Below are 20,721 nucleotides of genomic sequence, written 5' to 3' on the forward strand. Positions count from 1 at the left end.
TGCGCTGACCCGCGGCGTGTTGGGTGTGCGTCCGAAAGTCGAGTTGCTGTGGGATTCGCCCGCGGCCGCCGGTCACAACCGGCAGACCGTCTTTCGCGCCGCGCTCGCGACCGAAGGCGATCGCGTCGCGGCGCGTGCGCTCGACACGACGCTGCGGCAAGTCTGAGGTTGCACGTTTTGCGCTATCGACCACATCGCGTGGCCGATGCGCGCATCCCGAAGCAGAGCTTCGCGGATAATGCAGTCATGACGCCCGGCCGGCACGCGGGCGAGTGGGACACACATCGATCGTATCGCGTCTTTCGCAGGAGTCGCCATGCTGGTTCGCTGGTTGCTTGCCGCTCTTCATCTGCTTGCTTATGGTTTTGCGCTCGCGTCGATTCTGAGACGCACCTGGGCCTTGCGCCGGGCGTCGGTGCCCGCCGCGTTGCGCTCCGTATTTCGCGCGGACACTCGCTGGGGCATTTCCGCGCTGGTGCTGATCGTCACGGGCCTGATGCGCGCGTTCGGCGGTTATGAGAAGGGCGCCGACTACTATCTCCACGAGCCGCTTTTTCACGTCAAGATGACGCTGCTCGTGCTGATCCTGATTCTCGAAGTGCCGTCGATGCTCGGCCTGATGCGCTGGCGCGCGTCGGTCCGCAGCGGCCAGCCGCCGAATCTGAAGAAGGCGCGTTCCTATGCGCACTTCAGCGTGATCCAGACCGTGTTGCTCGTGCTGATGGTGTTTGCCGCGACGGGGATGGCGCGCGGCATCGGCTTGCCGGAAGGCGTGGTATAGCGGCCATCTCCGTGGTTGCGGTGCCGGTTGCCAGGTTGGCCGCCGGGCCGGCGGGCCTTTTCGTTTGATTCCGCGTGATCCGCTAACCGACCAGCAAGCCCGAATCGTCGACCCGATCGGCCTTCGCGTCCGCGCTTGCGCGCGCGAGTTCGGGCTCGCCGAGACCCTTGATCAATTCGAGCGCCTGACGCTCGAAGAGCCGCCGGTACAGGCCGTTCTCGCGCCGGATCAGCGTGTCGTGACTGCCTTCCTCGATCACCTTGCCCTTGTCGAGCACCAGCAACCGGTCGAGCGCGCGTACCGTCGACAGCCGGTGCGCGACCACGAGCGTCGTGCGGCCTTGCATGAGCCGCTCCATCGCGTGCTGGATCAGCACTTCGCTTTCGCTGTCGAGACTCGAGGTGGCTTCGTCGAGAATCAGGATCGGCGCGTCGGCGAGAAAAGCCCGCGCGATCGCCACACGCTGACGCTCGCCGCCCGAGAGCTTGATCCCGCGTTCGCCGACCAGCGTGTCGTAGCCGTTGGGCAGCGCGTCGATGAAGTCGTGCGCGCTCGCGAGCCGCGCGGCCCGCTCGATCTCGGCGCGGCTCGCGCCGGGCCGTCCATACGCGATATTCTCGGCGAGCGAGCGGTGAAACAGCACCGGCTCCTGCTGGACGATCGCGATCTGGCTGCGCAGCGACGTCTGCTGGACCTGGGCGATGTCCTGAGCGTCGATCGTGATGCGGCCGCCCGAGATATCGTGAAGCCGCTGGATCAGCTTGATGAAGGTCGTCTTGCCCGAACCCGAATGGCCGACGAGGCCGACGCGCTCGCCGGGCGCGATGCGCATGGAGAAGTCGTCGTAGAGCGGGCGGCTGTGTGCGCCATAGTGAAACGACACGTGCTCGAAACGGATCTCGCCGTGGCGGATCGCGATCGGACCCGCGCCGGGACGGTCCTCGATGCCGAGCGGCTGGCTTTCGAGCGACACGAGTTCTTCCATGTCGTTGACCGAGCGCTGCAGGTTGCGGATATGCATGCCGATGTCGCGCAGATAGCCTTGCAGCATGAAGAACATTGTCAGCGCGAACGTGATGTCGCCGACACCGGCTTCGCCGCGCACCCACAGCAGCAGCGCCACGCCGAGAATCGCCGCCTGGATCGCGGCCAGCATGCCGCCCTGAAGCCCGCCGTTGAGCGTGCCGCGCACCCATGTGCGGCGGGTGCGCTGCCGCCATTTGCCGATCACCTGCGCGAGGCGCGCTTCCTCGCGGGCTTCCGCGCCGAACGCCTTGACGACGCCGTTGCAGCTGACCGCATCGGCGAGCGCGCCGCCCATGCGCGTGTCCCATGCATTGGCGAGCCGTGCGGACGGCGCGACGAAGCCGAGCGAGACCGACACGGTCACTGCGATATACAGCGCCGAGCCGATGCCGACCACGATGCCCATCATCGGCCAACGCCAGCCGAGCAGCGCGGTCGCGCCGGCCAGCATGACGAGCGACGGCAGCAGCGCGATCAGCAGCGTGTCGTTGAGCAGATCGAGCGCCCACATGCCGCGCGTGATCTTGCGCACCGTGGAGCCGGCGAAGCTGTTCGCGTGCCAGTCGGTCGAAAAGCGCTGCACGCGATGAAATGCGCTCGCGGCAATCTCGCTCATCATCTTCAGCGTGAAGCGGATGATGTTGAAGTACACGCCCTGGCGCAGCAGCGTCGCGGTGAGGCCGAGCGTGGCGAGCGCGCCGAACGCTGCGAGCGCGTGGTGCCATACGGGTTCGGAAGAGGCCGGGCCGGACGCGATCGCATCGACGAGCCGGCCGGCGAACACCGGCGTGAGGATGTCCGCGGCCGCCGTGCAGAGCGCGAGTGCGGCGATCGCGACGATGCGCCACGGTTGCCGCGCCCAGTGACGGAAGGTGAAGCCGAGGACATCCTTGAAGGCTTGTCCGCGAAAGTCGAGTTTTTTTCTGGTCATTTGCTATAACCCGGCGACGCAGGCGCGTGGCGAGGTTCCAGTCAGAAGCGAAGAGGTGAGACAGCGACGTAGGCCGGAATGCGAGGCGCTAACCGCGCGGTAACGAACCACGGTAACCACACGACAGGCTGTCTGGAATGAATGCGGCGCGCCTTTCGGGGCGGGCCCGCGGCGGCGGCGACGTTGCGGCTTTTAAGGCCGCAACTGTCGCGTCGGACGGGCCGACGGTCGCGAGACCATACGAGGAAGCGCGATATGCACTGCGAACATGCGACGCCCCCTGTGATGTTTGAGATGAAGAAACCGGAAGATCCGCCGATGTGCGTAGCGACTGCGCGCGGCGGATCGCCAGGAGCCGAATATATCAGGACAGCCAGATGCTCGCAAACATGCGGAATAATCGCGGTGTTCGCGGACATTGACAGCGACAGCCCGCGCCTCGACAGCTTTTTGGTGAATGACAGGGCAAGCAGACAAAGAGGCCAATAGAAAAAGGGCTGATGCATTGCTGCGTCAGCCCTTTAGTCTTCGGTGATCGACACACCAAGAATCTGGTGGGTAGTACTGGGATCGAACCAGTGACCCCTGCCGTGTGAAGGCAGTGCTCTACCGCTGAGCTAACCACCCGAAGAGATTCAAATTATGTCAGTGATTGACGGGTTCGTCCAGTACTTTTTAAGTAATCTGCTCATCCGCAGCGGCTGCGATTGCCGGCGCCGGTTCAAAGCGCCACACACTGGCACCTTTGACGGCCTTGTCGAGATCGTCGAGCACGGCTTCGTGCGCGGCGGTTTCGTCGTCGTTCGCGGCGACCACGAGCAACTCCAGCGATTCGAGCGCGACGCGCGGCGCATCCGTGTCGACACCGGTTTGCGTCTCGCCGAGCATGTCGATGACGAGGCTTTCCTGGCCACGCGTCATCGACAGATAAACTTCGGCGAGCAGTTCCGAGTCGAGTAGGGCGCCGTGCAGCGTACGGTGCGCGTTGCTGATGCCGAAGCGGTCGCACAGTGCGTCGAGCGAATTGCGCTTGCCCGGGAACATCTGCTTCGCGCGCGCGAGCGTGTCGATGATCTCGCCGCAGTACGTCTTCACCTGCGGCAGGCCCAGCAGCGCGAATTCGGCGTCGAGAAAGCCGATGTCGAACGGCGCGTTGTGAATGATCAGGTCCGCGCCTTCGATGAAGTCGCGAAACTGATCGACAATCTCGGCGAACTTCGGCTTGTCGCTCAGGAACTCCGTGGTCAGGCCGTGCACCGCGAGCGCGCCCGGATCGCTGTCGCGTTCCGGATTGATATAGAAGTGCAGATTGTTGCCGGTGAGCCGGCGGTTCACCAGTTCGACGCAACCGAGTTCGAGAATCCGGTCGCCGCCGCGGGCGTTCAGGCCGGTGGTTTCGGTATCGAGGATGAGTTGACGCATGTCGGATTAGCCTGCTTCGAAAAAATGTGCAGCAAAAAAAGCGGAGAGGGTGCAAGCGAAGCGGATTGCCTTGCGGCAACGCGCTTCGGCGAGGCGCTGGCCCTTACCTTTCCGCGAGCGACGCAACCCCGCGATTGGCGAGCTGATCGGCGCGCTCGTTTTCCGGGTGGCCGTTGTGTCCGCGCACCCAGCGCCATTCGACTTCATGTTGCGCGACCAGTGCGTCGAGCCGTTTCCACAGATCGGCGTTCTTCACCGGCTGCTTCGCCGCGGTGATCCAGCCTTTCTTTTTCCAGCCGTGAATCCATTCGCTGATGCCTTTCTGCACGTACTGCGAGTCGGTGTGCACGATCACCTCGCATGGGCGCTTGAGTGCTTCGAGCGCGGCAATCACGCCCATCAGCTCCATGCGGTTATTGGTCGTGTTGGCTTCGCCGCCGAACAGTTCTTTTTCCTGGCCGCCGAAGCGCAGCAGCGCGCCCCAGCCGCCAGGGCCGGGATTGCCCTTGCAGGCGCCGTCGGTATAGATGTCGATGTGATTCGTAGTCATTCGGTATGGTTGCGTGTATTCGGGGAGGCGGCGGACGCGAGCCCGGCGGCGAGCACGGGCTTCTTGACCTTGAGTGGCCCGACGAGGCGCATGCCGCGCACGCGCTTGATCGCCTTGATCATGTAGGTGGCGCCGAAAATCGGCCACCAGCGGTCGCCGGCGGCTTCCATGAAAGCATAGCGGGAGAGCCACTGCTCGCTGCCAAGCGGCGGACGATAGCAGCCGAAGCGTCCGCGTTCAAGGTCGAAGCCGAGCAGCTTGATCCAGTCTTTCAGACGCGTGAAGGCGATCAGATCGACGGCGGCGGGCACGAACGGCTGGCCGGTCATCTTGCCGACCGACTGCCGCACGCCCCATAGCGAGAGCGAATTGAAGCCGAGGATGATGAGCTGCCCCTCGGGCATCAGCACGCGCTCGGCTTCGCGCAGCAGCCGGTGCGGGTCGCTCGTGAATTCGAGCGTGTGCGGCATCACGATCAGATCGACGCTTTGCGCTTCGAACGGCAGGTCGAGCAGATCGCACCAGACCGTGCTGCGTCCGGCTGGCGCGGACAAGCCGGACAGTTCCGCCGGGTCGGCCGCGTCGCCTTGCGCGGCGCCGAGGCCGCCGCCGTCTTGCCGCGTGCCGCGCGGAAACGTATACGGCGCACTCGCGCCGCTGGCGGCGTCGAGCACGAGGCCGCGGCACGGCATGCGGTTCTCGCGCAGCGCGTCGAGCCGGGGCAGACCGAGCTGCAGCGCATGATAGCCGAACACGTCCGACACCACACGGTCGAGCTGGGTCTGTTCCCATTCGAGCACGTAGCGGCCGGGCGGCGAATCGGTCCAGGCGGGCCAGTCTATAATCGCTCGATCAGTCATATCAAAGAATGCGTCGCCTATGAATGCGCTCGAGTACGTACCGGTCCCGGCGTTTGAAGACAATTACATCTGGGTCGTTGCCGACGGACACCACGCGGTCGTCGTCGATCCGGGCGAAGCCGCGCCTGTGCGCGCCTTTCTGGCCCAACGCGGATGGCGGCTGAGCGCTATTTTACTCACGCACCATCATCAAGACCACGTCGGCGGGGTGGCCGATCTGCTGAACGGCCAGGACGTGCCGGTGTACGGCCCCGCCGGTGAAGCGATCGAGCATCTCACGCATCGTCTCGAAAACGGCGATCGCGTGACGATTGCGGCACCCGCGCTCGAATTCAGCGTGCTCGACGTGCCCGGTCACACGAGCGGGCACATTGCCTATTTCCAGGCAGCCGATTCGCGCGGCACGCCGCACGTGTTTTGCGGCGACACGCTGTTCGCCTGCGGCTGCGGCCGGCTCTTCGAAGGCACGCCGCAGCAGATGCTCGCCTCGCTCGATGCGCTCGCCGCGCTGCCCGGTGCGACCGAAGTGCATTGCGCGCACGAGTACACGCTCTCGAATATCCGCTTCGCGCTCGCGTGCGAGCCGCACAACGCCGAACTGCAGGCATGGCGCGACCGGGCGAGCGAGTTGCGCGCGCGTCATGTGCCGACGCTGCCGACCACCATCGCGCACGAGCGCGCGGTGAATCCGTTTCTGCGCGCCGGCGAACCGGCGGTGCAGGCGAGTCTCGAAGCGCAGTTGCACGAAACGGTGTCCGATCGCCTGACGGCCTTCACGCTGATGCGCGAATGGAAGAATCGCTTCTGCTGAACCAGCGCGCATTCGGGCGTTCCTCATGCGATGAATCGGAAAAATTCGCCAAGCCCAAGATTTGGTTGATTTTTTTCTCGATTTTCCGATTGACGGAAACGTTGACGTTTCGTACTATCGGCTGCAATTTCCAGTCCTTGTGGAAGCTGAGACGTTCATGCGATTTATCTTAAGTGCGTTATTGGTCCTGACACTCGCCGCCTGCGCGAGCCAAGGGCCGACGACGAGTACCGCCAATAACCCCGCCAGCCAGCAAGCCGTAGCCGACGCCCTTCGCAAGAACGCCACCGCTAAAGAAACCATCAATGTCGACCAGAGCTCCGTCAATCAGTTGACGAGCCAGGACGCCGATCTGTGGGGCCGCATTCGCCGCGGCTTCCAGATGCCGGACCTGCAGAGTGATCTCGTCGACATGCAGCTCAACTGGTATCTGCAGCGTCCGGATTACGTTCAGCGCATGACCGAGCGCTCGCAGAAATACCTCTACCACATCGTCGAGGAACTCGAGGCGCGCCATATGCCGACCGAGCTCGCGCTGCTGCCGTTCATCGAGTCCGCGTATAGTCCGCAGGCGCTGTCGGTCGCGAAGGCGGCGGGCATGTGGCAGTTCATGCCGGGCACCGGCCGCACCTACAACCTCAAGCAGAACATGTGGCAGGACGAGCGTCGCGACGTGCTCGCCTCGACCAGTGCCGCGCTCGACTATCTGTCGAATCTGCACGACATGTTCGGCGACTGGCAGCTCGCGCTCGCCGCGTACAACTGGGGCGAGGGCAACGTGCAGCGCGCGATCGCGCGCAACGAGGCGGCCGGCTTGCCGACCGACTACATGAGCCTGCGCATGCCGAACGAGACGCGCAACTACGTGCCGAAGCTGCAGGCGGTCAAGAACCTCGTGATGAACCCGCAGATGTACGGGCTCACGCTGCCGTCGATTCCGAACCACCCGTACTTCGTGACGGTGACCACCTCGCACGACATCGACGTCGACGTCGCCGCGCGGCTCGCCAATATGTCGACGGACGAATTCCGCTCGCTGAACCCGTCGTTCAGGAAACCGGTGATTCTCGGCGCGACGCAGCCGCAGATCCTGCTGCCGTTCGACAACGCGTCCGCCTTCGAGCGCAATCTGAAAACGTACTCGGGTTCGCTGTCGTCGTGGACCACGTACACGGTCGATCAGCGCGCGACGCCGGCTGCGATTGCGGAGAAAATCGGCGTCGATGCCGGCACGCTGATGGAAGTGAACAAGATTCCGGTCGGCATGCGCCTGAAGCCGGGCTCGACGATCGTCGTGCCGCGCGGTTCGGACGACGACGAGGATATCAGCGCCGACGTCGCCGAAAGCGCGGTGCTGGCGATGGAGCCCGACGTTCCCGACACGCGCAAGATGCTGATTCGCGTGCGCCGCAATCAGTCGATGGCGGCGATCGCGTTGCGCTACGGCGTGTCGGTCGGCCAGTTGAAGGCGTGGAACAAGACGCATCGCGATCAGGTGTCGCGCGGTCAGGTGATCGTGCTGCACGTGCCGGTCGGCAAGCCGATGCCGAGCGAGCCGGGGCCGGAGAAGATCGCCACCGACGTGCAGGGTGGCGGCGTGCAGAAGATCGGCACGCATGTCGCGCAGACGCATGGCGAAGCGCGCAACGGCAGGAAGAATGGGCATTCGCGTTCGGCCATCGTCAAGGTGGCCGAGCCGGTCGGCAAGGCCGCCAGGCCGGCGGCGCCCGCGGCCAGCAAGGGCAAGGTCGAGAAGGTGTCGGCTTCCACGTCGGGCAAGGCACCGAAGGCTGCGGCGCCGAGCCACCCGAAGACCTCCGCCAGCACGAAGAAGAAGGGCAAGTAGGCCCACAGCGGCTCTTGCGGCCGTGGCCCGCGTTGCGGGCGCGGTGCATGAATGGTCACCCGATTGCGCTTTGCCCACGCACCGTGTTCTTCCGGCGCCGTCACCTTCGGGTGACGGCGTTTTGCATTGTGCAGACCATTCGGCGCGTTTGCCGTATTTCCTTTATTGTTCGTGCTTTGGCCGCGTCGGCCGTTCCGTCCTTTCCGTTCTCTGATTCAAGGCTTATGTCGTCGACTCAACTGCGCGTCTTTCTGCTCTTTTCCGCTGGCTATTTCGTCTCCTATGTGTTCCGGGGCGTCAATCTCGGTTTTGCGCCGTTCATTACGCACGACCTCGGGCTGTCCGCCGCCGATCTCGGCGTGCTGACCAGTCTGTACTTTCTCGGTTTCGCGGGCGCGCAGATTCCGGCCGGCGTGCTGCTCGATCACTTCGGCGCACGCCGCGTGACGGCCGTCACGCTGCTGTTCGCCGCGCTCGGCATCTCGGTATTCGGCGCCGCGCAGAGCCTCGGCGTGATGATGGTGGGGCGGCTGCTGATCGGCGTCGGCGTGTCCGTGTGCCTCGGCGCCTCGTTCAAGGCGCTCGCGCAGCATTTCCCGGTGGCGCGTCTGCCGCTGATGAACGGGCTCGTGATGGCGATCGGCGGCTTCGGTGGCGTGATGGTCGGTTCGCCGCTCACGTGGGTGCTCGGCTTTGCGAGCTGGCGCTCGGTCTGCGTCGGACTCGGCGTGCTGACGGTGGTGGTCGCGCTCGCGCTGTGGACGCTCACGCCGGACGTCAAGACAACGCATCGTCAGGCGAGCATCGGCGCGCAGTTCAAGGGCACCTTGCATATTCTGCGCAGCGCGGCGTTCTGGAAGATCGCGTCGTTCTCGGTCGTCACGCAGGGCGTTTTCTACGCGATGCAGTCGCTGTGGGTCGGCGCCTGGCTGCGCGACGTGCAGGGCTTCGAGCCGCACGAGGCGGCGGCGCTCGTGTCGATTCTCGGCTTCGCGATGATGGCCGGCTGCGTCGGCTTCGGCGCGGCGGCGCGCAGTCTCGAACGGCGCGGCATCTCGCTGTATGCGTTCTGCGGCATCGGCATGGCGCTTTACGTGCTCACGCAGTTGCTGATCATGTTCAAGGCGCCGCTGCCCGCGAGTCTGCTGTGGGCGGCTTACGGGATTTTCGGCGGGACCGGCATTCTGAGCTACGCCGTGATGGCGCGGCACTTCCCGGCGCAGATGATCGGCCGCGTGAACACCACGCTGACGCTGATCATCTTCCTGCTGATCTTCGGCTTCCAGATCGGCGTCGGTGCGGTGCTGTCGCACTGGCCGGCGAGCGGTGGGCATTACCCGGCCATCGCGCATCTGACCGCCTGGGAGATTCTGGTGGCGCTGCAGGTGCTGAGCGCGATCTGGTACGTGCTGCCGGGGCGCAAGCTGACGCGGCCGGCCGAGGTGCATGCCGGGCAGGAAGCCTGAGCCGGCTGGCGGGGCTGTTTGGGGAATGAATCTCGAGGTTTGGCCCCGCCGATGCGCCTGCGATTCGGGGCGCGCGAAGGCGCGCTCCTGAGGGCGCCAGGCGTTGCCGGATAAGGCTCCGGGCATCTTTCAACGGAGCCTCGCCGGATCGGCATCTTATCTCGGATTTGGAGAGAAGGGCCGATTCAGGCTATAATTCCAAGGTTTGAGCTTATCAACCCGCACCCTAGCGCCTACCTTTCCCCTACCGTTCATCCGCCGCGCGCCATTGGCGTCGCAAGAAGGGCCCCGCACCCCGCCGAGCCGTCCACACAATGGACCCATCGCGCCCCTTGCAGCGTCACCGGCAGCACGCGAGCGAGTCTGCGCGCGCATCCACGATGTGTTTCGCTGCGGCTCGCAATCGGATAGACAGGTGGCAACAGGGTGTTCCCCCAAGGAGTCTCCCGTGTTGCCGTCATTTTCTCCCGCTCTACTCGCGCTCGCCGACGGCACGGTCTTTCGTGGTTATTCGATCGGCGCCCCCGGGCACACCATCGGTGAAGTCGTGTTCAACACCGCTATCACCGGCTATCAGGAAATCCTGACGGACCCGAGCTACGCGCGCCAGATCGTCACCCTCACGTATCCGCATATCGGCAACGTCGGCGTGAATGCCGAAGACGTCGAAGCGACGAAAGTCCATGCCGCCGGCCTGATCATTCGCGATCTGCCGGTTCTCGCGTCGAACTTCCGCATGGAGCGCACGCTCCAGCAATACCTGCAGGACGAAGGCGTGGTCGCCATCGCCGGCATCGATACCCGCAAGCTGACCCGCGTGCTGCGCGACAAGGGCGCGCAAAACGGCGCGATCCTTGCCGGCTCGGACGACGAAGCGAAGGCCATCGAGCTTGCGCGTTCATTCCCGGGCCTCGCCGGCATGGATCTCGCGAAGGTCGTGTCGACTGAGGCAAGCTACGAGTGGACCCGGACCGAATGGCGTCTGGGCACGGGCTACGGCGAGCAGATGGCGCCGAAGTACCGCGTCGTCGCATTCGATTACGGCGTCAAGCAGAACATCCTGCGCATGCTGGCCGAGCGCGGCTGCCACGTCACCGTGCTGCCGGCGCAAGCGAGCGCCGCCGACGCGCTGGCGCTCAACCCGGACGGCGTGTTCCTGTCGAACGGCCCCGGCGATCCGGAGCCGTGCGATTACGCGATCGCGGCGGCGCGCGAGCTGATCGAGCGCGGCATCCCGACTTTCGGCATCTGCCTCGGCCATCAGATCATGGGCCTCGCGGTCGGTGCCAAGACGATGAAGATGAAGACGGGCCACCACGGCGCGAATCACCCGGTCAAGGATCTCGACGACGGCCGCGTGGTCATCACGTCGCAGAACCACGGCTTCGCGGTCGACGCCGACACGCTGCCCGCCAACGCCCGCGCCACGCACGTTTCGCTGTTCGACGGCACGCTGCAGGGCTTCGCGCTGACCGACAAGCCGGCGTTCTGCTTCCAGGGCCACCCGGAAGCATCGCCGGGGCCGCACGACATCGCGTATCTGTTCGACCGCTTCACCGCGTTGATGGACGCGAAGCAGGGCGGCAGCAGCGCGGCGGCTTAACGGCACGCAAGGGCGGCGGGGCGTGCGTGACACTCCCGGCCGTCCGGCGCCACAGGGCTTCGCCAGGCGGTTCGGCAGCCCCCGAAGGCACGGCGGCAAGGCCGAACGACAGCCGGGCCGAACCCGGCAAGCCGCCCCAAGGTCCGCCGCATCGGGCAACGGGGGCGGCCGGGGCGCACGTGGAGCCAGCCGCACGAAACAGCGCGCAACGTGAAAACGGCGCGCGCCGACGGAAAGAATAGCAACCGGGTTGCATGGGACTGAAGTAAGGCGCTGAAGCGCCAACTCCAGTCGACACAGGAATACATTAGCGGGAGCGTTATGCCCAAGCGGACAGACATCAAGAGCATCCTCATCATCGGCGCGGGTCCGATCATCATCGGCCAGGCGTGCGAGTTCGATTACTCGGGCGCGCAGGCATGCAAGGCGCTGCGTGAGGAGGGCTACAAGGTCATTCTCGTCAACAGCAATCCGGCGACGATCATGACCGACCCGAACACGGCCGACGTGACCTACATCGAGCCGATCACGTGGGAAGTGGTCGAGCGCATCATCGCGAAGGAGCGCCCGGACGCGATCCTGCCGACGATGGGCGGACAGACCGCGCTGAATTGCGCGCTCGATCTGCACGCGCACGGCGTGCTGGAAAAGTACAAGGTCGAGCTGATCGGCGCGTCGCCGGAAGCGATCGACAAGGCGGAAGACCGCCAGAAGTTCAAGGACGCGATGACCAAAATCGGCCTCGGTTCGGCCAAGTCGGGCACCGCGCATTCGATGGACGAAGCGCTGCAGGTGCAGGCGAAGATCGCCGCGGAAACCGGCTCGGGCGGCTATCCGGTCGTGATCCGTCCGTCGTTCACGCTGGGCGGCTCGGGCGGCGGCATCGCCTACAACCGCGACGAGTTCGAAGAGATCTGCAAGCGCGGTCTCGACCTTTCGCCGACGCGCGAACTGCTGATCGAAGAGTCGCTGCTCGGCTGGAAAGAGTACGAGATGGAAGTGGTTCGCGACAAGGCGGACAACTGCATCATCGTCTGCTCGATCGAAAACCTCGACCCGATGGGCATCCACACCGGCGACTCGATCACGGTCGCGCCGGCGCAAACGCTCACCGACAAGGAATACCAGATCCTGCGTAACGCATCGCTTGCGGTGCTGCGCGAGATCGGCGTCGACACGGGCGGCTCGAACGTGCAGTTCTCGATCAATCCGAAAGACGGCCGGATGATCGTGATCGAAATGAATCCGCGTGTGTCGCGTTCGTCGGCGCTGGCCTCGAAGGCAACCGGCTTCCCGATCGCGAAGGTCGCGGCGAAGCTTGCGGTCGGCTATACGCTCGACGAGCTCAGGAACGAAATCACCGGCGGGCAGACCCCGGCCTCGTTCGAGCCGACGATCGACTACGTCGTCACGAAGATCCCGCGCTTCGCGTTCGAGAAATTCCGCGAAGCCGATTCGCGCCTGACCACGCAGATGAAGTCGGTCGGCGAAGTGATGGCGATCGGCCGCACGTTCCAGGAGTCGTTCCAGAAAGCGCTGCGCGGCCTCGAAGTCGGCGTCGACGGTCTCGACGAAAAGACCCGCCATCGCGACGAGATCATCCGCGAGATCGGCGAAGCCGGTCCGGACCGCATCTGGTATGTCGGCGACGCGTTCCGCATCGGCATGAGCGCGCAGGAAATTTTCGAAGAGACCGCGATCGACCCGTGGTTCCTCGCGCAGATCGAACAGATCATCCTGAAGGAAAAGGCGCTTGCAGGCCGCACGCTCGCGAGCCTTTCGAAGGACGAGCTGAAGTATCTGAAGCAGAGCGGTTTCTCGGACCGGCGTCTTGCCAAGCTGCTCGGCGCGAAGCCGGCGGACGTGCGCGAGCGCCGTATCGAGCTGAACGTGCGCCCGGTCTACAAGCGCGTCGACACCTGCGCGGCCGAATTCGCAACCAAAACTGCCTACATGTACTCGACCTACGAGGAAGAGTGCGAAGCGAATCCGACCAGCAACAAGAAGATCATGGTGCTCGGCGGCGGGCCTAACCGGATCGGCCAGGGTATCGAGTTCGACTACTGCTGCGTGCATGCCGCGCTCGCGATGCGCGAAGACGGCTATGAAACGATCATGGTCAACTGCAACCCGGAAACCGTCTCGACCGACTACGACACGTCCGACCGTCTGTACTTCGAATCGCTGACGCTTGAAGACGTGCTCGAAATCGTCGACAAGGAAAAGCCGGTCGGCGTGATCGTGCAGTATGGTGGCCAGACGCCGCTGAAGCTCGCGCTCGATCTGGAAGCGAACGGCGTGCCGATCATCGGCACCTCGCCGGACATGATCGATGCGGCCGAAGACCGCGAGCGTTTCCAGAAGCTGCTGCAGGACCTCGGTCTGCGCCAGCCGCCGAACCGCACCGCGCGCGCCGAAGACGAAGCACTCAAGCTCGCCGACGAAATCGGCTATCCGCTCGTCGTGCGTCCGTCGTACGTGCTGGGCGGCCGTGCGATGGAAATCGTCCACGAGCCGCGCGACCTCGAACGCTATATGCGCGAGGCCGTCAAGGTGTCGAACGACTCGCCGGTGCTGCTCGACCGCTTCCTGAACGATGCGATCGAATGCGACGTCGATTGCATTTCGGACGGCGAGGCCGTGTTTATCGGCGGCGTGATGGAGCACATCGAACAGGCCGGCGTGCACTCGGGCGACTCGGCCTGCTCGCTGCCGCCGTATTCGCTGTCGAAGGCGACCGTCGCCGAACTGAAGCGTCAGACCGCCGCGATGGCGAAGGCGCTCAACGTGGTCGGTCTGATGAACGTGCAGTTTGCGATCCAGCAGGTGCCCCAGGCAGACGGTTCGAAGGAAGACATCATCTACGTGCTCGAAGTCAATCCGCGCGCGTCGCGCACGGTGCCGTACGTGTCGAAGGCAACGAGCCTGCCGCTCGCGAAGATCGCGGCGCGCGCGATGGTCGGCCAGAAGCTCGCCGCGCAAGGCGTGACGAAGGAAGTCGAGCCGCCGTACTTCAGCGTGAAGGAAGCGGTGTTCCCGTTCGTCAAGTTCCCGGCGGTCGACCCGGTGCTCGGACCTGAAATGCGTTCGACCGGCGAAGTGATGGGCGTCGGCCAGACCTTTGGCGAGGCGCTCTTTAAGTCGCAGCTCGCGGCGGGTTCGCGTCTGCCGGAATCGGGCACGGTGCTCCTGACCGTGATGGACGCCGACAAGCCGAAGGCCGTCGAAGTCGCGCGCATGCTGCACGAGCTTGGCTATCCGATCGTCGCGACCAAGGGCACGGCTGCCGCGATCGAAGCGGCCGGCGTGCCGGTCAAGGTCGTCAACAAGGTGAAGGACGGCCGTCCGCACATCGTCGACATGATCAAGAACGGCGAGATCGCACTCGTCTTCACGACCGTCGACGAAACGCGCGCGGCGATCGCCGATTCTCGTTCGATCCGCATGAGCGCGCAGGCGAACAAGGTCACGTACTACACGACGATGTCGGGCGCGCGCGCGGCGGTGGAGGGCCTTCGTTATCTGAAGAACCTGGAAGTCTATGATTTACAAGGACTCCATGCTCGCCTAAACTAAGGCTTCGACTACCTGTTCAAGATGTAAGTGCCGCGGTTAAGCGGCGTTCCGCAGGTGCTGCGGCCCGGGGTCTGTCCACGGGCGGCGGCTTTCGCGGAATGCACTTAACCGCGGTGATTTTTTTTACGGCCGTTTTTTGCCTCCAGAGTTGTTTATGAGCACTATTCCATTGACGAAGCGCGGCGCAGACATGCTGCGCGATGAATTGCAGCGCCTGAAATCGGTTGAACGTCCGGCCGTGATCAACTCGATCGCGGAAGCGCGCGCCCAGGGCGATCTGTCGGAAAACGCGGAATACGACGCTGCGAAGGAAAAGCAGGGCTTCATCGAAGGCCGCATCGCCGAAATCGAGTCGAAGCTCGCGGGCGCGCAGGTCATCGATCCGTCGCAAGTGGAAGCGGACGGGCGCGTGGTGTTCGGCGCGACGCTCGAACTCGAAGATCTCGATTCGGGCGCATCGGTCAAGTACCAGATCGTCGGCGACGACGAAGCGGACATCGACCACGGCCTGATCTCGATCAGCTCGCCGATCGCGCGCGCGCTGATCGGCAAGTCGGAAGGCGACGTCGCTTCGGTGCAGGCGCCGGGCGGCGTGCGCGAATACGAAATCATCGCGGTCAGCTACGTGTGAGGGTGGCGCTGGTGTCCGTGATGCCGCATCGATTTTTCCGTCTTCTGACCGTGGTGTGGGTCGGCAGTCTGCTGACTATCGGCTATGCCGTGGCGCCCGTGCTGTTCACGACGCTCGACCGGATGACGGCGGGCGCTGTCGCGGCGCAGCTGTTTCGCATTCAGGGCGTGCTTGGCGTGGTATGCGGCATTTTGCTGCTCGGTCTCGCCAATCTGCTGGTTCGGCGCGGCAGCGCGGCGTATCGCCGCGCGCGCTGGCTGATCGCCGGCATGCTCGTGTGCGTGCTGGTGGGATATTTCGCGCTGCAGCCGTTCATGAATGCGTTGCGTATTGCCGCGCAGCAAGCGGGCAGCGACGTCGGCCATTCGGTTTATGCGACGCGCTTTGGCATCCTGCACGGCGTCTCGAGCCTGTTTTATCTGGTCGAGAGCCTGCTTGGTGTTGCGCTCGTGTGGTTGTTGCCGGCGAACGCCGGTTCGACGGCGGCGGAAGAGGGCGCTTGCGGTGCCGGGCGGAAGGTGGCGGGCTGAGGTTCGTGTGCGACTGATCGTCGCTTTGCCGGGTTTTATTTGCCGCTGCTTCGTTTTGCTCGCGGTTGTCCGCGTCGTTACCGTATGTTAATCGCCTGCTAACGGATGGCTGAGCCGGCAGTGTTTTCTGCCCGGTTGGCCGGGGCGCCAGCCATCGTGCCTTCAGTCATTCAATTCCGATAGCTCGCTGCATAAGGTGCGGACCAAATCCGCACCTTCCACCATCGCTTATTTCGACGACTGATGCGAGCGCTTCGCGCTGGTTTGGCGCTTCTTCGCGCGCTTGATGTTGCCGCCTTGCGTGACGCGCTCGTTGCCGCGCACGAGCACGGCCTTCGCTCTCGGTTTGCGCATCGGCACTTCGGTCGGTTTGACGACCTTGACGACGCGCGGCGCTCGTCCTTTGGCCGGCTTCGCTTCAACGGCGGCTTCGCGGGCGCTGGGCAATGCGCCGCGTTTTGCTTTCGCCGCCGGTTGCGCCGCCTCCGGCTTCCAGATCACGAGCAGTTTGCCGATATGCTGGATCGGCGCGGCGTTCAGCTCGTCGCAGATCTGTTCGTAGACGGCAATGCGTTCCTCGCGTTCGTCGCCGAACACGCGGATCTTGATGAGCTCATGAGCGGCTAGGTGGACCTTGATCTCGGCGAGCACAGCATCGGTCAAGCCTTCGGCGCCGACGAGCACGACCGGTTTGAGCGCGTGAGCCTGGGAGCGCAGTTCGGCGCGTTGGTCGGAAGAGACTTTAAGAGCTGGCATGGAAAGTGGGAGACTCGACTAAAATGGCGGCTCCTGCGTTTTCGCCCGGTCGGCGAACGACTCGGGCAGTTTGATTCGGCAGGACGCGCGTCAGAACAACAGAATCGCGGATGGCCGCCAGTTTGGCGGGGCCGCGCGAATTAACCGCGTATTATCCCCTAAAGCGCGACACGACGCAGCAAGAGTTCAATCTTTAATGGCAAAAAACAAGTTCAATACCGCGTGGCTGCATGACCACATCAACGACCCGTACGTCAAAATGGCGCAGCGGGAAGGTTATCGCGCCCGCGCGGCCTACAAGCTCAAGGAAATCGACGAGCAGGACAAGCTGATCCGTCCGGGGCAGGTGATCGTCGATCTCGGTTCCTCGCCGGGCAGCTGGAGCCAGTACGCGCGCAACAAGCTCGCGGGCGGCACCCAGCGCAACGCGGAACGCGAGGGCGGCATCGACGGCACGATTATCGCTCTCGACATCCTGCCGATGGAGCCCGTCGCCGACGTCCACTTCATTCAAGGCGACTTCCGCGAGGAGTCGGTGCTGGTTCAGCTCGAAGAATTGGTCGGTGCGCGCCAGGTAGACCTTGTAATTTCGGATATGGCGCCCAACCTGTCCGGAGTGGCGGTGGCGGATGCCGCGCGGATCGAGCATTTGTGCGATCTCGCGCTGGAATTCTCGCAGAATCACCTGAAACCGGATGGTGCCCTTTTAGTCAAGTGCTTTCATGGCAGCGGTTACAGCCAGATTGTCGAAAAGTTCAAGCGCCAGTTCAAGGTGGTAGCGGCCCGCAAGCCGAAAGCGTCGCGGGACAAGTCGTCAGAAACGTTTATTTTGGGTAAGCATCTGAAGCGTCCCGCATAGGGCGCTGCCGGATCGTTCCACCCCTGCCGTTAAAGAGCCTGAAGTGCCGGAAAACGGCGTCGTCACGGCCCGCTACGCTATTTCCGTGGTAGCGAAACCTTATGGCAGGGGGCTGCGGACTGGATTAGAATGCTTTCGTGGTGCCGCAAGGCAAATGTAGGCGCCCGTCTAAGTGAAGGAGTGGTGCTTTGAACAACAATATGTTTTCGAAGGCAGCAGTGTGGCTGGTGATCGCACTGGTGCTGTTTACGGTGTTCAAGCAGTTCGACAAGCCCCGTGTCCAGGAAGGCGTTTCCTATTCGCAGTTCATGGACGACGCGAAGAACGGCAAAGTCAAGAACGTCATTGTCCAGGGGCGGAACCTCACGGTCACTCCAGCAGACGGCCAGAAATACCAGATCGTGTCGCCCGGCGACATCTGGATGGTCGGCGATCTGATGAAGTACGGCGTACAGGTGAGCGGCAAGGCTGACGACGAACCCAATGCACTGATGTCCGTGCTGTATTACCTCGGGCCGACGATCCTGATCATCGGTTTCTGGTTCTACATGATGCGACAGATGCAGGGGGGCGGCAAAGGCGGGGCCTTCTCGTTCGGCAAGTCGCGCGCGCGGCTGATCGACGAGAACAACAACGCAATCAATTTCACCGACGTCGCCGGCTGCGACGAAGCCAAGGAAGAAGTGTCGGAACTGGTCGACTTCCTGCGCGATCCGCAGAAATTCCAGAAGCTCGGTGGCCGCATTCCGCGTGGTGTGCTGCTGGTTGGCCCGCCGGGAACGGGTAAGACGTTGCTTGCGCGCGCCATTGCTGGCGAAGCGAAAGTGCCGTTCTTCAGCATCTCGGGTTCGGACTTCGTTGAAATGTTCGTCGGTGTCGGTGCGGCTCGGGTGCGCGATATGTTCGAACAGGCGAAGAAGCACGCGCCGTGTATCGTGTTCATCGACGAAATCGACGCGGTCGGTCGCCATCGCGGCGCCGGCATGGGCGGCGGCAACGACGAACGTGAGCAGACGCTGAACCAGATGCTCGTCGAGATGGACGGCTTCGAGGCGAACTCGGGTGTCATCGTGATCGCGGCCACGAACCGCTCGGATGTGCTCGACAAGGCGCTGCTGCGTCCGGGCCGTTTCGACCGCCAGGTGTATGTGGGTCTGCCCGATATCCGCGGTCGCGAGCACATCATGAAGGTGCATCTGCGCAAGGTACCGATCTCGAACGACGTCGACGCCGCAGTGATCGCGCGTGGCACGCCGGGCTTTTCGGGCGCCGATCTGGCGAACCTCGTGAACGAAGCGGCTTTGTTCGCGGCACGCCGTGGCAAGCGTATCGTCGAAATGACCGACTTCGAAGACGCGAAGGACAAAATCTTCATGGGTCCGGAGCGCAAGTCGGCCGTGATCCGCGAGGAGTCCAAGCGTGCAACGGCTTATCACGAATCGGGCCACGCAGTGATCGCGAAGCTGTTGCCGAAGGCCGATCCGGTGCACAAGGTCACGATTATTCCGCGCGGTCGTGCGCTTGGCGTGACGTGGCAACTGCCGGAGCATGACAACGAAACGTATTCGAAGGACTATCTGCTCGATCGTCTCGCGATCCTGTTCGGTGGACGCGTTGCCGAAGAGCTGTTCCTGAACCTGATCAGCACGGGCGCATCGGACGACTTCAACAAGGCGACGCAGACGGCTCGCGCGATGGTGGCACGCTTCGGCATGACCGACGCGCTCGGACCGATGGTCTACGTCGACGACGAAAACGACGCCTCGCCGTTTGGCCGCGGTTTCACGCGAACCATTTCGGAAGCGACGCAGCAGAAGGTCGACGCGGAAATCCGCCGTGTGCTCGACGAGCAGTACACCCTCGCACGGCGTCTGCTGGAAGAGAACCGCGATAAGGTCGAGGCGATGACCGCCGCGCTGATGGAGTGGGAAACGATCGACGCAGATCAGATCAACGACATCATGGCAGGTCGTCCGCCGCGTTCGCCGAAGAGTTCTCCGCCGTCGGCGGGCGATACCTCGTCGGGCGGCAGTCCGGGCACCGAGGTCAAGCCGGGTAGCGCGACCGCGCCGGCCTGATCGGCAGCCAGTAGAAAGTGCGGGCCGGTGTGTAGCACACCGGCCCGTTTTGCATTTATCCGTTCTATGTGAAGCACCGCTGCGTGTCGAAAGTCGATTCCTCTTCCGTTCTTCTTCCGGAGCCGCTGCAATGCGGCCGCTTCACGCTGACCTTTGAACGCCCGTTGGTCATGGGCATTCTGAACGTCACGCCCGATTCGTTTTCCGACGGCGGCAAGTACACGATTCGCGACGACGCGCTGCGCCAGGCCGAGCGCATGATGCTCGATGGCGCGGACATCATCGATATTGGCGGTGAATCGACGCGGCCGGGCGCGCCGCCGGTGTCGCTCGACGAGGAGCTGGAACGCGTGCTGCCGCTCGTCGAACAATTGCGCGGCGCGAACGTGCCCTTGTCGGTCGATACCTACAAGCCGGAAGTGATGCGCCACGCATTGAGCGCGGGCGCCGACCTGATCAACGACATCTGGGGCTTCCGGATGCCCGGCGCGATCGACGCCGTGCGCGACGGCAACTGCGGTCTTTGTGTGATGCATATGCTCGGTGAGCCGCAAACCATGCAGCTCGGCGAGCCCGAATATGATGATGTCGTCGGCGAGGTGCGCGCCTTCCTCGAAGAACGCGTAACAGCGCTGGAGCAGGCGGGGGTTGCGCGTGCGCGCATCAGCGTCGACCCCGGTTTCGGTTTTGGTAAGGCGGTCGTCGAGCACAACTACGCGCTGCTCGCGCATTTGCGCGACACGGCCCCACGGGCCGCGTCGCCGTATCCAATTCTCGCGGGTGTCTCGCGCAAGTCGATGATCGGCGCCGTGGTCGGGCGCCCGGCATCGGAGCGCGTGGCCGGCAGCATCGCCGCGGCCGTGTGCGCGGCCGAGCGGGGCGCCGCGATTCTGCGCGTGCATGACGTCGCGCAAACAGTCGATGCATTGAAAGTCTGGGCCACCCTGCGCGACGCGGCGAACGCGAGCCGCGTCCGCAGTTGAACTCACAGTAAT

General features: G+C 63.9%; 16 protein-coding genes and 1 tRNA gene. 11 read left to right on the forward strand and 6 right to left on the reverse strand.

Going from position 1 to position 20,721, the window contains the following annotated elements; translation table 11 throughout:
* Positions 1-316 precede the first annotated feature (316 nt).
* Positions 317-781, forward strand: coding sequence for a DUF2214 family protein (locus GXB81_RS13615; protein WP_167283593.1), 465 nt, complete (start codon positions 317-319; stop codon positions 779-781).
* A gap of 82 nt (positions 782-863) precedes the next feature.
* On the opposite strand, the gene GXB81_RS13620 is transcribed toward GXB81_RS13615, so the two are convergent.
* From GXB81_RS13620 to GXB81_RS13640, 5 genes are all read right to left on the reverse strand, one after another.
* On the reverse strand, positions 864-2,738 hold the full coding sequence (locus tag GXB81_RS13620) for an ABC transporter ATP-binding protein (protein ID WP_205989408.1): 1,875 nt from the start codon (positions 2,736-2,738) through the stop codon (positions 864-866).
* A 552-nt stretch (positions 2,739-3,290) separates the two neighbouring features.
* Positions 3,291-3,365 (reverse strand) — tRNA-Val (locus GXB81_RS13625).
* A 48-nt stretch (positions 3,366-3,413) separates the two neighbouring features.
* Positions 3,414-4,160, reverse strand: coding sequence for a DNA polymerase III subunit epsilon (gene dnaQ, locus GXB81_RS13630; protein WP_205989409.1), 747 nt, complete (start codon positions 4,158-4,160; stop codon positions 3,414-3,416).
* Between the two features lie 103 nt (positions 4,161-4,263).
* Positions 4,264-4,710, reverse strand: a complete 447-nt coding sequence (gene rnhA / locus GXB81_RS13635; protein ID WP_167043035.1) for a ribonuclease HI — start codon at positions 4,708-4,710, stop codon at positions 4,264-4,266.
* Entirely contained in the window at positions 4,707-5,570 is an 864-nt protein-coding gene (locus GXB81_RS13640) for a class I SAM-dependent methyltransferase (RefSeq protein ID WP_167043037.1), read from the reverse strand. The genes rnhA and GXB81_RS13640 overlap by 4 nt, the downstream gene beginning before the upstream one ends.
* A 19-nt stretch (positions 5,571-5,589) precedes the next feature.
* On the opposite strand from GXB81_RS13640, the gene gloB reads away from it, so the two are divergent.
* From gloB to GXB81_RS13675, 7 genes are all read left to right on the forward strand, one after another.
* Entirely contained in the window at positions 5,590-6,381 is a 792-nt protein-coding gene (gene gloB / locus GXB81_RS13645) for a hydroxyacylglutathione hydrolase (protein ID WP_205989410.1), read from the forward strand.
* A 157-nt stretch (positions 6,382-6,538) separates the two neighbouring features.
* Positions 6,539-8,227: a transglycosylase SLT domain-containing protein gene (locus GXB81_RS13650; protein WP_205989411.1), complete on the forward strand. Its 1,689-nt coding sequence runs from the start codon at positions 6,539-6,541 to the stop codon at positions 8,225-8,227.
* 224 nt (positions 8,228-8,451) lie between these two features.
* The gene (locus GXB81_RS13655; protein ID WP_205989412.1) at positions 8,452-9,693 is read left to right on the forward strand and encodes an MFS transporter; all 1,242 of its coding nucleotides are present in this window, start codon (positions 8,452-8,454) and stop codon (positions 9,691-9,693) included.
* Between the two features lie 448 nt (positions 9,694-10,141).
* The gene (carA, locus tag GXB81_RS13660; RefSeq protein ID WP_167043045.1) at positions 10,142-11,296 is read left to right on the forward strand and encodes a glutamine-hydrolyzing carbamoyl-phosphate synthase small subunit; all 1,155 of its coding nucleotides are present in this window, start codon (positions 10,142-10,144) and stop codon (positions 11,294-11,296) included.
* A gap of 321 nt (positions 11,297-11,617) precedes the next feature.
* Positions 11,618-14,872 carry a carbamoyl-phosphate synthase large subunit gene (gene carB, locus GXB81_RS13665; protein WP_205989413.1) on the forward strand — a complete coding sequence of 1,085 codons (3,255 nt, stop codon included), beginning with the start codon at positions 11,618-11,620 and terminating at the stop codon, positions 14,870-14,872.
* A 154-nt stretch (positions 14,873-15,026) separates the two neighbouring features.
* Complete coding sequence (gene greA / locus GXB81_RS13670; RefSeq protein WP_085480876.1) at positions 15,027-15,503, forward strand: transcription elongation factor GreA; 477 nt, start codon at positions 15,027-15,029, stop codon at positions 15,501-15,503.
* A gap of 20 nt (positions 15,504-15,523) precedes the next feature.
* Positions 15,524-16,033: a DUF4149 domain-containing protein gene (locus GXB81_RS13675; RefSeq protein WP_205989414.1), complete on the forward strand. Its 510-nt coding sequence runs from the start codon at positions 15,524-15,526 to the stop codon at positions 16,031-16,033.
* A 228-nt stretch (positions 16,034-16,261) separates the two neighbouring features.
* On the opposite strand, the gene GXB81_RS13680 is transcribed toward GXB81_RS13675, so the two are convergent.
* Entirely contained in the window at positions 16,262-16,789 is a 528-nt protein-coding gene (locus GXB81_RS13680) for a YhbY family RNA-binding protein (protein ID WP_167043051.1), read from the reverse strand.
* 196 nt (positions 16,790-16,985) lie between these two features.
* On the opposite strand from GXB81_RS13680, the gene GXB81_RS13685 reads away from it, so the two are divergent.
* The 3 genes from GXB81_RS13685 to folP all read left to right on the forward strand — a co-directional run bounded on the left by GXB81_RS13685 (position 16,986) and on the right by folP (position 20,709).
* Positions 16,986-17,648, forward strand: a complete 663-nt coding sequence (locus tag GXB81_RS13685; RefSeq protein WP_167043053.1) for an RlmE family RNA methyltransferase — start codon at positions 16,986-16,988, stop codon at positions 17,646-17,648.
* A 188-nt stretch (positions 17,649-17,836) separates the two neighbouring features.
* Positions 17,837-19,726 carry an ATP-dependent zinc metalloprotease FtsH gene (gene ftsH, locus GXB81_RS13690; protein WP_167043055.1) on the forward strand — a complete coding sequence of 630 codons (1,890 nt, stop codon included), beginning with the start codon at positions 17,837-17,839 and terminating at the stop codon, positions 19,724-19,726.
* Between the two features lie 170 nt (positions 19,727-19,896).
* The gene (folP, locus tag GXB81_RS13695; protein WP_205989427.1) at positions 19,897-20,709 is read left to right on the forward strand and encodes a dihydropteroate synthase; all 813 of its coding nucleotides are present in this window, start codon (positions 19,897-19,899) and stop codon (positions 20,707-20,709) included.
* The last annotated feature ends 12 nt before the right edge of the window (positions 20,710-20,721 follow it).

Origin of the sequence: Paraburkholderia sp. Ac-20336, from assembly GCF_017105025.1 — a bacterium.
Lineage (GTDB): Bacteria > Pseudomonadota > Gammaproteobacteria > Burkholderiales > Burkholderiaceae > Paraburkholderia.